This window comes from Streptomyces sp. NBC_01077 (assembly GCF_045162855.1).
Taxonomy (GTDB): Bacteria; Actinomycetota; Actinomycetes; order Streptomycetales; family Streptomycetaceae; genus Streptomyces.
Window position 1 is genome coordinate 2,235,370 of sequence record NZ_CP108669.1, and the last position, 13,961, is coordinate 2,249,330.

Here is a 13,961-nt window from a genome sequence, read left to right on the forward strand (position 1 = left end):
GCCGGACGTCCCCGGAGCACGGGTCATCCGACGACCTCCGCCCCCTGTACTACCGAACGGTAGGTCGCGAGCCGGGTCGTTCGTACAGGCTTTCTGGACAAGACCCGCCGGCGTGGTAACGATCCGGCAACGTGAGTTCTGACCGTTGGGAGGGGGCAATCGTCCAGGCCGTTCTCGCCCCTTGAGCCGTGGCAGGTGTGTCAGCCCGTACGTCACCGTCACCCCGGACTGACCCCAGGCCCACCGCGTCGGTCGCGTATGAGAGGCCACTGGCCCGGATGGCGCCGTTTACCCGCCGCACGCTCGGCGCCCCGGATCCTGCCGCATCGTCGTGCCCGGTGAGTACGGCCGCACGGCCGCCGAGGCGGCCGTGCGGCCGGGCATGCTCACGCCAGGCCGAGCGCCTGCAGTGCGCGGTGCTGGCTCGGCGCCGGCTTGGCGGGCCAGTAGACGTAGCAGACACCGCCCGTACCGCTTCTGACCTTGCCGTTCGCGTCGTACCGCTTGGTGCGGAGCCAGATGTTCTCCAAATGGGAGGGTGCCGCTTGCCACACGGCGCTCTCCCGCACAAACATGCAGGTCAGAGGCGCAGACCGGGCGAGGTGAATCGAGCGAAGATGCGCTGGTGCTGACCTGGTGCTGACTTCCGCCGGCGCCCGTTCCGGTCCGTTCGGGTGCGTCGTGCTGGATCGGTGCTGACTCCGAGGCCCTCGACGCCCGGCAGACCTCCGCCCACTTGGTGCGGCCGCCATTCCTCACTACCGTCCTCGCGAACAACTGAAGCAAGCGTAGAGGAAATGTCTGTGAGTGAGCCGATGTGGGACGTCAAGGCGCTTGCCGCATATCTCGGGAAGCCCACTTCTTGGGTGTACGACAACCACCTCAAGGAGGAACTTCCGAGCTTCCGCGTAGGCCAACACCTTCGGTTCTCGCCGGCGGAGGTCCGGATACGGCTGGAAGAGCGATGCCGAATGGTCGCATGAACGTGTACAGCAAGGAGCCCGCTCGGGGCGACCCCGCGTGAACTCACCAAGCACTGGCTCCAGCAGCCCGAGGGCGCTTCGACCGGCCCGCCGTGCTATCCGGCTACAGTAGGTGAGCCCGTTGAGTGGCATAGCGAATCCGTGCAGAGAGGGGCAGCGGGAATGAGTGTGGTGGAGAGCTGGTCCCGCGTAATGAATCTCCTCCGGGAGCATGCTCCGGCCGATCACGCGGACCTGCCCGGCCCGGCCCCGGAGCGGATACTCGCGGCCGCCGAGGAGCGCATGGGTGTCTCGTTGCCTCAGGACCTGCGGGCGTGGCTGCTGCAGAACAACCTGGATCTTCCCGAGGAGGACGTGGACGACGACGTCGCCTGCTGCGGTTACGCCGGGTTCCCGGACGAGGGGAGCTTCTTTCTGGGCATCCGGGCGATGGAGAAGCTCTACGCGAACCACCCCTTGTCCGGTGGGGGCGAATGGCGCGAGGAGTGGATCCCGTTCCAGTCGGACCGGGACGGCTGGATGGGACAGTTCATCGACGCGAGGGACGGACGTATCGGCAGATGGTTCGTGGGAGCGCCCACGGTCACCGGCGAGTACGCGTCACTGGCTGACTACTTCGACTCCGTGGCGGAGATGCTGACGAGGATCGGCGCGGGGGACTATCCGGTCTGTTCCGTTGCCGAAGGGCGACTTGTCTGGTCGTGAGGCTGTGAGGTCGCGAAACGGAAGTGCCCCCCGGAACCGAAGATCGGCCGGGGGGCACTTCTCATGGTCCGGTTACGGAGTGGGTGCGGTGAATCCGTCGAGGTCGACCCAGTAGTCGTCGTCCTCCATCAGGCGCTGTTCCTTGATGAAGTCGCCGAACGGCCGCATCGACTGGGTGTTCTGCCAGTTCGACATCGAGGACCGGCCGCAGAGCTCCTTCCACGTCGGTGCCGTAGCATCCGGGCGCAGGTGGATCGTCATGGTGTCGTCGGGGTTGCGCTTGACATAGGTCTGTATGCATTCCGCGCCGCTGTAGGCGACGTGGGGGCTGGTGGTGCTGTGGAGGTTTCCGGCGCTCTGGTGTGCGTTGGCGAAGGCGAACTCGTCGCAGCTTTCCACGTCGGTACGCGGCTCGCCCGCGTCCAGGGTCCACATGTCGCTGAACAGGCCGGTGCCCCGGTACTTCGTCCACTTTCTGCCGCAGATGACCTGACGGTTGCGGTACTGCTGCGTCTTGCCGGTGCCGTCGGCGGACAGCTTGTTGTCCAGGTAGGTGAGCGGCTTTCCACCGTTGCTGTTGCCCCACTTGACGTTGGTCTTGCGCCACATCATGTCGATGTGTGCCGCGGCCGCGGGGAACTTCTTGGAGTTCATGACATATGTCGGCTTGTAGCCGGAGAACACACAGCCGGTACCCGCGTTGACGACCTCTTTGTCGCAGCGGATGTTCAGCTTGGCGCTCTCGAATTCGGACGGATTCACGACCGAAGTGCTGTTGACCTTACCGCCGAGAGACAGGTACGGGGTGATCGAGTTCTTGGTGGCGCCGCTGGGCGACCACTTGAACCGCGTGGTGACGGTCCGCAGGAGCGTGTCGCCCTTGGCGAAGACCTTCGACCCGTTCCAGTCGACGCTGGTGATGTCGCAGTAACCTCGGCACTTGGCCGCGAAGTCGAAGGTGGCGGAGTTCACCGTACCGTCCATCGACTTCAGCCGGATATTGGCGACCTGCGAGAACTCGTCACTCTTCGGGTCGAGGTAGTACGTCATGTAGAGGTCGAAAGCCGCGCTTCCGACCGGGACGGTGTTCGCGTACTCCGTCATCCCGTAGTCGCTGTGGATACAGGCGGTGGTGCGCTTGCGGGTGAGGGAGTGGTTGATCGTCGAGCATGTCGCGGTGCTCGTGGCGGCCATCGCCCTCGGCGCCGCCGTGGCGGTTTTCGCCGAGGAGCTGCGGGCCGCGGAGAAGGTGCCGTTGGTGATGTCCTCCTCCGGCTCGACCGGCGCAGGATCCGGAGCGGTCGGGTCGGCCGTCATACTGCCGGTCAGCGCCTGACCTTCGTACGTGCCCGGGACGAACGCCACCGCGTCGAAGGCGATGTCCGCCGACCCGTTGCCGCCGTTGAAGTTGTCGAGCCTCACCTCGGGGATCTGGTCACCGAATTCATAGGCACCCAGGTCCACCCACTTGTTGGCCTGGTTCGCCGTCTGCGAGATCGTCGCCTCCACTTCCCCTTCGGGGGTCTGGATCCGGTACACGGCGTCGGAGGTCTGCGCCCCGTGGTCGGGTATGTGCGCGAAGATCTTCGCCTGGCGCGTGGTGTTGGTCAGCGGAGCGTTCAGCTTCCACGTGCCGGTCACCTTCAGGCGCTCGGCGCCGGCCGGGTTCGACTCGGGCGAGCGGGTGTGCGTGAACCAGAAGTGGTTGCCGTAGCCCGCACCGATCTGATGCGTGTCGATCTTCCCCGGATACGTGGTGACGGTGGTCGGGTTGTCCGTACCGTCGTTGGTGAGATCCATCTGGGTGTCCCACGGGACATACGTGAAGTTGAATGTGCCGCTCGACTTCACCGCCCCGCATCCCCGCTTGGCGTCCACGCCGGCAGGTATGGTCCCGTCCGCCAGATCGTCGACCACCAGGGCGTTGGCGGGCAGAGGCGTGGTGGCGCAGTTCGGCGGGTAGGAGCCGGCATCCGGCTGCTCGCCGTAGGACGTCGGGAAGCGGTGCACACCGTTGCCGCACTTGGCCCCCGTGGTGCAGTTCTTCCACTGCGCCTCGGTGACTGGCTGGTTCCACCAGCAGTGCAGCCAGTGCGGGTTGGTTTTGCTGTTGCCCGCGTCCAGGGTGCAGGCACCCAGGCCCGGGTCGTTGGAGTCGTTGTCGCCGATCTTGGCCGGGTTGCAGTTGTTCGACGCGTTGCAGAACAGGTCGATCGGAGGCTTGGCGCTCGCGCGGTCCGCGTTGGTGGTCCACCATGCGCCCTTATAGCCCGCCTGGAAGTCACCGGGAGCGAACATCGCTGAGATCGGGCGCGCCGCCCAGCCGATCACCTTCTCCTGGTACGGCCAGTCCTGCGGGTGCGCGGCGTGGCTGTAGTCGTCCTTGGAGGAGTCGGTGGCGTGCTGCAGGAACGGCACCCGGTTGGCCTTCCACAGGGGGTTGGCCGGGTTGTTCGTCCAGCCCACGCCCGAGTGCCCCGCGGAGTCGGCGGTGTCGTAGAAGCCGGAGTTGTACGCCCACAGGGCGAAGAACCAGTTCTCGATCCACTTGGGGTGGCCGCCGTTGATCTTCATGCCGGCGTTGTACGTCTGGTTCCACTTCTCCGACAGGATCCGCACGCCGGCCGCGACGTTTGCGGTGTAGTCCAGCGCGACCGCTTCCTGGGCGACCGTGGACAGGGCGGTCTCGCCCGGCTTGGTCTTGCCCGCCAGGCGCATGCCGTCGGTGGCCTGGGTGATGCCGTAACCGCAGTCGGCATGGGCCCAGTTGATGCGCCACGGGTCGAGCTGCTCGCCGGAGGCGGCGTAGTCGACGCCGTAGTAGTTGCCGATCAGTGAGTTGGAGGTGACACCGGGCACGGCGAAGCGGGTGGCCTGCCACATGTTGGATTCCTGCGCGGTGATGCCCAGCATCACCTGTGCGGGAATGTGCCACTTGTCGGTGACGGCAGGGTCCTCGTTGTCGAGCTTGCCGTTGGGGTCACCCGCGAGGACGGTCGGCGGGAACAGGCCCTGGGGCTGGTAGCCGCCGGCGATGCCGGTGTTCTTCCAGTTGCTGTCGCGGTAGAAGTTCAGGGAGCCGACGACCGCCTGGTCCACGGCCCACTCGACCTGCCGCGGTGTGGGCTGGAACGCCTGCTTCTTCGGGTCGTTGCGGGCCACCGCGCAGTAGCGTTCCCCGGTGTCTTCGCTGGGGTTGTCGGCCTGCGCGGTGAGGGCCTGGGTGCGGGCGGTCTGCGTGGACAGGCCGTCTGTGCTCTTCTTGCCCATGTCCGGGCCGGAGTCGACCGGGCCGCCGGTGCGTAGGGCGGGGGACAGGGCGTGCCCCTGTGCCTCGCCGCCCACGCGGTGCGCGCCGGGGCGCAGGTCGAGGGTGACGGACTTGCCCGAGTCCAGCATGCGCAGGGCCGTACGGGCGGGGCGCGGCTTGGCGGCGTCCTCCGGGTTGACCAGGGTGGTCTTCCCATCGGACCAGGTGGTGGTCAGAGCCGCCTGGGCGTGGCTGGAGATCGCCGCGTCCTTGGGGAGCTTGCCGGGGTTGTGCACCCGCTTGGGCAGGGCCTTGGACGTGGCGTCACCGGTGACGAACACCTCGCCGCGTGCCGAGCGGGTCAGGTCCCAGGCGTGCAGCCCGCCGGAGGCGACGGTGACGGGCTCGGTCTTCTTGCCCTGCCTCACCTTCGTACGGTCCAGGTGCTTGGCCCAGGCGGCCGGCTTGTCGGACACCTTCTTGTCCAACTCGCGGTCGATGAAGGTGATACCGCCGTCGGCGTCGGCGGTGACCTGGAACGGCACCGTGGTGGTGGGCGCCAGGGTCTTCTCGGCCGTGCCGTTGATCCGTACCAGCTTGTTGCCGTGGGCGGCGACGATGCCCGCGTCGGTGGGGATCGCCGAGGTGATCTGGCCGGCGAGCGTGACCGGCTTCGACTCCTTGCCGGTGGCCGCGTCGACGGTGATCAGACGGGTCTGCTGCTTGTCGTCACCGTCATGGGTGAGCTGGGTGAACACCGCCTGATCGCCCTGGCCGCAGCCGGGCGAGAAGTAGGCGAGCGACGACTGGAACGGCAGCTTGGTGACCTCGCCCGAGGTCAGGTCGACCACCGCGGTGAAGGCACCGCGCACCATCAGCTCGGGCTTGTTGGTGAACATCCGCGGCGCGTACGAGACGGCCGCGTACTTGCCGGACTCGGTGACGCAGTGGTTGCCGATCCAGGTGTCCGAGGCGAAACCGTCCTCGAACAGACTGGCCACCGTGCGAAGTTGGTAGCCGTCCTTCTCCTTGCCCGCAAGGAGGTGGAAGCCGGTGCCGTCGCCGGTCGTGGTGACCGCGGTGTCCGCGGATTTCTCGTAGCCCTGGCCGAGCAGGCCGGCGCGGTCCTTCGCGGGGATCGCGGAGGGCATCAGGGAGAGCTTCTTCTGCTGCTGGGTGGTGTCGCTCCACCCCTGCGCCGCGCCCTTGGGCGGCTTTGGTCCCTCGGCCTGCGCGGGCAGGCTCAGCGGTATCGCCAGCGCGGTGGTCACCGCAAGGGTGACCGGCACGCGCAGACGGATACGTATCTGTCTCAACTGTGTTCCTTATCTGGTTACTTGACTGCCTTCGCGGCAGCAAGGACCTCGCCCATGCGCTTCTTGATGGCGGCAAGCTGGTCCTTGTTCTCCTCGATCAGCCGCTTCTGGACGGCCGACTCCTCCTTGAACCAGACCTCGATCAGACGGGTCTGCTCCTTGCAGTCGATGTCGTCCAGCGCGAGCTCGATCGCGTTCTTGGTGGTGCCGTCGCCGTCGGCGTAGCCCTGCTCCATCGCCCGGTACGGATCGGCGGCCTTGCGGCCCTTGTCCTTCATGCAGGCCGACCAGCTCTTGAGAGCCTTCTCGACCGGCTTCAGCGGCCGGGACTCGGAGAGGCTTGTCGAGGCGAGCCCGGAGACAAAGCCCGCATCCCCCTCGTTCACCTTGAGCCGCCGCTTCGACCAGCCGGCGCAGCCGCCCTCGTGCAGCTTCTTTCCGTTGTGCTCGGCGCGCGCGGGCTCCGGGACCCCGCCGAAATGGCCGTCGCTGGCCTTGGCACCCTTGGGCGGGGCGAACTCGGGCTCCTTCCGCCCGGTCAGGACCTCCACCTCGATGCCCGAAAGCCCCTGCTCGACGGATTCGAGGCTCCGGGTCAGCTCCTTCGGCAGCCCGTACCCGTACTTCTGTGCCTGTGCGCGGTCGCTGAGGCCGTAACGCCGCTCGATCGAGACGGCGTTGCTGTGGGGCGGCGGGTTCGCGCCGGGATGCGGCAGATCGACGGTCAGCCCGTACTCAGACATGCACCGCGTCTGCAGGGTGCGCAGCGCGGTGTCGACGGCGACCTGATCCGCGTAGGAGGGCAGGTAGGACTCAAGCGGCAGCTCCAGGCCCTTGACCAGTCCGGAAGTGGGCACCTCCGCAGGCCAGTTGGCTTGGTCGATCGGGGCCTTGTCCTTCGGGGCCTTGTCCTTCGCCGAGTCGGAGGCCGATCCGGACGAGGAACAGGCACCGAGCGAGATTGCCGCGAGCATGACAGTGGTGGCGACGGCCGTTCGCCTGAGGACGTGCATGGGTTTTCCTTCTCTACGTGACGTGAGGTGGTCCACGTGCGTGACGCATGCCGGCCGCGCTCCCTACGCTCAGCGGCGCAGCGCCTCTACCGGCGTGATGCGGGAAGCTCTCCAAGCCGGATACAGGCCGGCCAGCAGACCAGTCGCCAGGCCGATGGCGGGCGCGGTTGTCACCGTCATGGAATGGATGACGGGCGTCCAGTCCCGGGCGATCGCGACTCCAACGACAGTCAGCGTGCCAAGGGAGGTCCCAACGAGGCCACCCAGGGCCCCCAAGGTCGCGGATTCCGTGGGGAACTGAGTGGTGATGTGCCGACGGGGTGCTCCCGGCGCACGCCGCAGCCCGATCTCACTCGTGCGTTCCAGCACTGCCACGAGTGTGGGCGTGGCGATACCGACGGCTCCAATGAAGAGGCAGCTCGCCGCAAGGAGGAGAAAGAGCTGGTCGAGGTCCCCCGTGACCTTGCCCCGCAGGCTCCTCGGATCCGGCGGAGGGATGGCCTTGAAGTACTGGGGATGAGCGGGGTCGAGCGCCATCGGGGATTCCTGGGCCACCCGGGTCGCTGCTCCCAGACGGGTCGACACCAGCATCTTGGCACCATCTTTGGGAGTACCCCATATGTGCTGTGCCGTTGAGCGCGGGACGACAACAGACAGGAGAAGATCTGCCTTGCGTTCCACATCACCGATCACACCGATCACGGTGAACGCCTCGTCGCCGATGAAGACCGCCGGCTGAGTCTCGACGGTTGAGATACCGAGCTGGGCAGCGACCCCTGACCCAACAACTGCCACACGCTGGCGGGTTCTGTCGTGCCAGGCTGCGCACTACTCAGTCCCCCTCCTAGTCATATGAACAGGTGCCGCCCGCATTGGGTCAACCTCAAAGGCAGGCAGACGGCTTCCTTTGATTTCACCCAAGCCGAGGCGGATCGTGCGCATCTGAGCGATAGCTGCACGGCGAGCGTCAACACTCGCATGAGTTGCGATACAGGCCGCATAAGCCCCCCCGGGCCTGCTGAAATCCATGTGGATCCACCCTACAGTCCGGGGTGACCAATTCAAGATCCATAAAGCCGACCTGTCATGCGATCAGGGGCATACGGGATGACTGCTGATCTTTGGCGTCGCTTTGATGGCCCTCGACTACGGAATCCCGAACTCGCGGACGCCTGGGACGAGTTGAGCCGCAGCAGCCGCGGACCCGTTCGAACAGGGGATGCGGCGGTACGGGGCCGCGTACGTGCTCAGGGCGACGCCGCACGCAGTCAGCGGTGCAGGGCAGCCAACCCCTCCGTCGACGACGCGATCCGGCGCGTGGTGAAGGTCAACCAGTTGGGGGCGATGTACGGCCGCGGCTGGGGCGTCCCAGCCCTGGTCGCCCTCGGGTGCGCGATCGGCGCCTTCCTCTACTGGGGCGTCATGGTCGCCCGCAAGGTCGGCGTCCTGATCATGGTCTCGCTCGCCGTCTTCGCCGGTGCCGGCGGCGGCTGGGAGGTCGCCATGCGGTGGCGACGCGGCTGGATCGAGGCCACCGCCACGCTGGTCGTCTCCAAGCTCCTGATGACCGTGGTCTTCCTGATCGGCGCCTCCGCCATGGGCAAGAGCGACGCTGGCGACGGCATGTCGGCCCTGTCCGACGCAATGGCCGGCATCTTCGTGATGGTCCTCGTGCTGCTATGCCCGTACGCCACGTACAAGTTCGTGCACTGGGCCAGCGACGGCGGCGGCCACGACGACCTGCACCGCACCGGCATCGCCGGCATGGCGGTCGCCGCCGGGGCGGCGAAGACCGCAGCCACTCTGGCGATGCAGGCCGGCACCGGCGCCCCCGCCCCGCAGGGGCCGAGCCAGGTCCCCGGTGCGGGCGCCGATGGCGTGGCCTCCGGCATCAATCCCGCCGGCGGCAACCTCAGCAAGGAGGGCATCGACGCCGGGCCGCCCAAGCAGCAGACCCGCTTCCGATACGGCGAGGACCCGAACGCGACCAGCCCCTGACCAACGGAGTGTCCATTCACGAGGTATCGCGCCGGCTCGGACATCGTTCGATCAAGGTCACGGTGGACCGGTACGGCCACCTCACTCAGGACGGCCAGGAGCGCTGCCGTCAGGTCGTCGAGACGGCCGTGGGGTCGCACATGCTCACAGCAGGCCGAGCGACCGCAGTGCGCGGTGCTGACTTGGTGCTGACTTGACCGGCCAGAAGATGTAGCAGACACCACCCGTACCGCTTCTGACCTTGCCGTTCGCGTCGTAGCGCTTCGTGCGGAGCCAGATGTTCTCCCACTCGCGCCGCGGGTAGACCCGGCGGACGGCCTCGTTGCTGGGCGAGGCGGGGTCGTTGGCGATGACGTCGCCGTCCGCCGTGAAGCCGATGACGGTCATGAGGTGGCCGGAGGTGCCGTACCCGGCCCCGGTCAGCTCCTCCTTGCGGAAGGACTGGGACGTTATGGCCGGGATGCCGGCCCGGATCAGGCTTTCCAGCTCGGTGAGCGAGCGCAGCCGGGTGACCACGGCGTTCATGTCGGGGTACGTGGCCGCGTAGGCGGCGTTGAAGGGCCAGTTCCCGCAGCCCTCGTACTGGTGGTCGAAGGTGAAGCGGGCCGCGTGGCAGACCTGGGGGTCGTCGAAGTCGGGGTTCACCCAGGCCAGCTCCGCCGCCGACGGCCGGCGCCCCCAGTACTCGACGATCATCTGGGAGGAGGTCGGGCTGCACCACGCCTCGCCGCCGTTGTCGTACTCGGGGTACTGCCCGACGTGGGTGTTCTGCGAGTAGCGCGGCACGGCCAGCTCGCGGGCGGTCCCGGGTGTCGAGGCCGGAACCGAGAACCGGTCCGGGATGTCCGAGGCCATCGCGCCGAGCCGCCACACCGTGGGCGTGAGACCGCTGCCCGGGGTGCGGTACAGCGTCAGACGCAGCCGGTACGAGGTCAGCCGCAGCCCGCTCGCCGCGTCGTCGATCGCGAACGTGTCGGTCCAGACGGTGCTCCTGCCGTCGGTCTGGTCGTCGACCGAGGTCCGCCGGATGTCGCCGTCGCCTGCGGCCCAGCGGCCCAGGACGTACCAGGGGGTGGCGGTCGCGTCCGTGTACGTGCCGGACAGTTCGACCTGGAGCCAGGTGCCGGGCGGCGTCTCGGCGTTCCAGGAGGCGATGACCTCGGCGGCGGGCACGGTCGTGGTGTGCACCGGCGAGGTCCAGCTCGCGTACTCCCAGGCGGTGGTCCGCCCGGTGTGCGGGTCGGTGTAGTCGGTGCGCCCGGCGGGGGTGGCGAGGACGAGCCCGGGGCGGCGCCCGGCGACGGCCTTCGTACCGGCCGCGCTGCCGCACCTCCAGTCCGTGTACGAGGACCAGAAGCGGTTGTCGACGAGCCCGGGCGCGGGGGCGTGGCCCCGCCCGGCGCCGTCGGCCGGGGCCGGCGCCGGGCCCGAGGAGGTGGGCGGGCAGTCGGCGGCGCATTCGGGAACAGCAGCCGCGGCGGAAGCTGCGGTGGCGGCCGTGCCGGCGGCCGCGAGGGCCGCTGCGAGAACGGTTCTGCGCGGCGTGGAGCTGGTCATGGACGGTGACCCCCAGTCGAGAACGGTGGGCGTACGGACCTGTGGACGAGCGGGCGGGCACGCGGGGCGTACGGACCTCCGGGCGCCGGGGCCCGTGGGGCGCACGGACGGGACCGCGCGGGCCCACTATCGCGGCTCCTGCCACGCCTCCGCCAGCACTTCGCCCCGCGTCGCCGCACCAATATTGGTCTCGACCACTGACGGCGGTACCTCCCTGACCTGCGGCGGTCCCCCGCTCCCCTACCCTGGGCCCATGAACGACCTCGACCGCGCGGCCCACGCGCTGCTCCGGCTGCCGCCCTCCTGCGGACCGGTCCGGCTGATCGCGGTCGACGGCCACGCGGGCTCCGGCAAGTCCACGCTCGCCGCCCGGCTCGCCACCGCCCTGGACGACGCCCCCGTCCTCCACCTCGACGACCTCGCCACGCACGAGGAGCTCTTCGAGTGGACCGAGCGGCTGCGGGAGCAGGTCCTCGACCCCCTCGCGCGCGGTGAGACGGCGTCCTACCGCCCTTACGACTGGCGTCTCCGGCGCTTCGGTGAGGCGCGCGAGCTGCCCCCCGCTCCGGTCGTCCTCGTCGAGGGTGTCGGCGCGGGCCGGCAGGTGGTGCGGCCGTTCCTGACGTGGCTGCTGTGGATGGAGCGCGGGCCTGAGGAATCCTGGGCCCGGGGCCGTCATCGGGACGGTCCAGACCAGGCGGCTTTCTGGGACGGCTGGACCGTGGCGGAGACTCGCCATTTCGCCGAGGACCCCTCCCGGCCCTTCGCCGACACCCTGGTACGGGAGTGTCGCGAGGGATACGACTGGCTCCCAGGGCCGGGTGTGACAGCGGGCGCGGACCAGATCATCACGTACCGTGACGGCTTCATGTCCGTGAACTGAGGGGCCGAAAGTCCGCTTTCGCAAGTGCCTCAACTCCGCTTGACCCAAGGGGCGTACAGGTCTTACGTTCTGAATGTGCGGCTTTTCGGAGCCGCTGCGGACGCGAAGCCCCCGGTTGTTCCCCCGTGATCGGGGGCTTCGTTCTGCCCCTGACGGCCCTCTCCGGAGCCCTTCGCGACCCCTGATGCTCACCCAGGGTCACCGCTTCCGGATCATGCGCTTCTCCTTAAGCGCGCACCCCCTGCGCAGGTACGATGCCCCCAGGTGCGGTCAAATCCCGTCCATGCGAAGACGGTTGTGGGGGACCCGATGGACATCGGCACGCAGGGCGCGCAGGCCCCGGCCGAGCTCGCCTGGCTGCGCGGAATCGACGCCTACACGATGGGCGCGTATCCGCAGGCGGAGGACGAGTTCCGGACGGCGGTACGGATCGACCCCGGGATGGCGGACGCCTGGCTCGGGCTGCACGCGCTCCGGGTCGACACCACGACCGCGCTGCTGCGCATGTACCGCAACCGCGACCGCTTCGGCGAGCAGCGGACCCGGTACCGGCGCACCCTGAACTCCTGGTACTGGCTGGGCTGGTGGGTGCAGCCGGTCCTGGAGAGACCGCGCGACCTGCTGCTCGCGCACGCCTCCCACTGGCTCGACGGGCGCCATGTGCCGGAGCTGGACCGGGCCCTCGCAGGGCTCCCCCCGGTCGACACCGACCCCCAGGTGCGCTTTCTGCACGCCTGCCGGGCCTACCTCGTCAAGGACTGGGACCAGCTGGTCCGGCACACCGAGACCCTCGTCGACGACCCGCTGCTCGGCATCGAGGCCGGACTCTTCGGCGGTATGGCCCGGGTGCGTCTGGAGATGTACGGGCAGGCCGAGCCGCTGCTCTCGACCTCGCTGATGCGCTGCCGCAGCGAGCAGCCCCAGCGCAAGGAGCTGCGGTACTGGCTCGCCCGCGCCCACGAGGGCACCGGACGCAGCGCCGCCGCGCTGCCCCTCTACCGGGCCGTGCACCGGATCGACCCCACGTTCATGGACACGGCCGCCCGGCTCGCGGCGATCGCCGAGTACGACGGCTTCGAGGGATACGACGGCGTGGACGACCCGGCCGGGCTCGCGACGGTCGCCCTGGGCACCGTCGGCGGGGGTGTCGGCCAGGACCCGGTGGACACCGCACCGGGCGCCGAGCCCGACCCGGGCGGCCCGTTGGGCGACGGGCTGCGGCTCGCGCCCGAACCCGTACCGCCGGTGGTACCGGTCACGCCCCCGGAGACCGTACGGCAGAAGGCCCCGCTGCCCTCCCAGCCCGTGCCGCCGCGCTTCCCCGCGGGTCCCACCGATCCGGTGCTGCTCGCGGAGGCGCTCGCCGAACTGGAGGGCATGGTCGGCCTGGAACCGGTGAAGCGGCAGGTCAAGGCGTTGTCCGCGCAGCTGGAGATGGCGCGGCTGCGCGCCGGTCAGGGCCTTCCGGTCCAGCCTCCCAAACGTCACTTCGTCTTCTCCGGCCCCTCGGGCACCGGGAAGACCACGGTCGCCCGGATCCTCGGCCGGGTCTTCTACGCCCTCGGGCTGCTCGGCGGCGACCATCTCGTGGAGGCCCAGCGGGCCGATCTGGTGGGCGAGTTCCTCGGGCAGACCGCGGTCAAGGCCAACGAGCTGATCGACTCGGCGGTCGGCGGGGTGCTCTTCGTGGACGAGGCGTACGCGCTCTCCAACACCGGCTACAGCAAAGGCGACGCCTACGGGGACGAGGCCCTCCAGGTGCTCCTCAAGCGGGCCGAGGACAACCGCGACCACCTCGTGGTCATCCTCGCCGGCTATCCCGAGGGCATGGACCGGCTGCTCAACACCAACCCCGGTCTGTCCTCCCGTTTCACCACCCGCGTCGACTTCCCCTCGTACCGCCCGCTGGAGCTCACCTCCATCGGCAAGGTGCTCGCGGCGGCCAACGGCGACGGCTGGGACGAGGAGGCCCGCGAGGAGCTGCGCTCGATCAGCGGGCACGTCGTCGAGCAGGGCTGGATCGACGAGCTGGGCAACGGCCGCTTCCTGCGCACCCTGTACGAGAAGTCCTGCGCGTACCGGGACCTGCGGCTCTCCGGCTATTCCAGCACCCCGACCCGGGAGGATCTCGCGACCCTCCGGCTCGCCGACCTCATGCAGGCGTACGGCGAGGTCCTGTCGGGCCGCGGTCCGATCGACCGCGGCCCTCAGCAGGAGCCTCCGGGGTACTAGGGAGTGGCGGATCAGGCCCGGGCC

At 68.7% G+C, this 13,961-nt stretch carries 6 protein-coding genes and 3 pseudogenes; 4 read left to right on the forward strand and 5 right to left on the reverse strand.

The annotated features are described in order from the left end of the window. Positions 1-386 precede the first annotated feature (386 nt). Positions 387-527: pseudogene (locus OG462_RS09885) on the reverse strand (peptidase C39 family protein); the annotation flags it as partial. 618 nt (positions 528-1,145) lie between these two features. On the opposite strand from OG462_RS09885, the gene OG462_RS09890 reads away from it, so the two are divergent. Further along, complete coding sequence (locus tag OG462_RS09890; protein ID WP_406056485.1) at positions 1,146-1,688, forward strand: SMI1/KNR4 family protein; 543 nt, start codon at positions 1,146-1,148, stop codon at positions 1,686-1,688. Between the two features lie 72 nt (positions 1,689-1,760). On the opposite strand, the gene OG462_RS09895 is transcribed toward OG462_RS09890, so the two are convergent. From OG462_RS09895 to OG462_RS09905, 3 genes and pseudogenes are all read right to left on the reverse strand, one after another. After that, positions 1,761-6,254 (reverse strand): hypothetical protein, encoded by a 4,494-nt coding sequence (locus OG462_RS09895; protein ID WP_406056487.1) that lies wholly within the window; start codon positions 6,252-6,254, stop codon positions 1,761-1,763. 17 nt (positions 6,255-6,271) lie between these two features. After that, positions 6,272-7,267 (reverse strand): hypothetical protein, encoded by a 996-nt coding sequence (locus tag OG462_RS09900; protein WP_406056489.1) that lies wholly within the window; start codon positions 7,265-7,267, stop codon positions 6,272-6,274. A 69-nt stretch (positions 7,268-7,336) separates the two neighbouring features. Continuing rightward, positions 7,337-8,080 (reverse strand): annotated as a pseudogene (locus OG462_RS09905) (ABC transporter permease); the annotation flags it as partial. 465 nt (positions 8,081-8,545) lie between these two features. Between OG462_RS09905 and OG462_RS09910 the strand changes: the two are divergent. Further along, a pseudogene (locus tag OG462_RS09910) lies at positions 8,546-9,446 on the forward strand (ATP-binding protein); the annotation flags it as partial. Here the strand turns inward: OG462_RS09910 and OG462_RS09915 are convergent. After that, positions 9,410-10,822 (reverse strand): peptidase C39 family protein, encoded by a 1,413-nt coding sequence (locus OG462_RS09915; RefSeq protein WP_406056491.1) that lies wholly within the window; start codon positions 10,820-10,822, stop codon positions 9,410-9,412. The pseudogene OG462_RS09910 and the gene OG462_RS09915 overlap by 37 nt on opposite strands. 253 nt (positions 10,823-11,075) lie before the next feature. Between OG462_RS09915 and OG462_RS09920 the strand changes: the two genes are divergently transcribed. Together OG462_RS09920 and OG462_RS09925 are read left to right on the forward strand one after the other, a co-directional pair. After that, positions 11,076-11,705, forward strand: a complete 630-nt coding sequence (locus tag OG462_RS09920) for a uridine kinase (RefSeq protein ID WP_406056492.1) — start codon at positions 11,076-11,078, stop codon at positions 11,703-11,705. Positions 11,706-12,014: 309 nt separating this feature from the next. Continuing rightward, positions 12,015-13,937, forward strand: coding sequence for an AAA family ATPase (locus OG462_RS09925; RefSeq protein WP_406056494.1), 1,923 nt, complete (start codon positions 12,015-12,017; stop codon positions 13,935-13,937). The last annotated feature ends 24 nt before the right edge of the window (positions 13,938-13,961 follow it).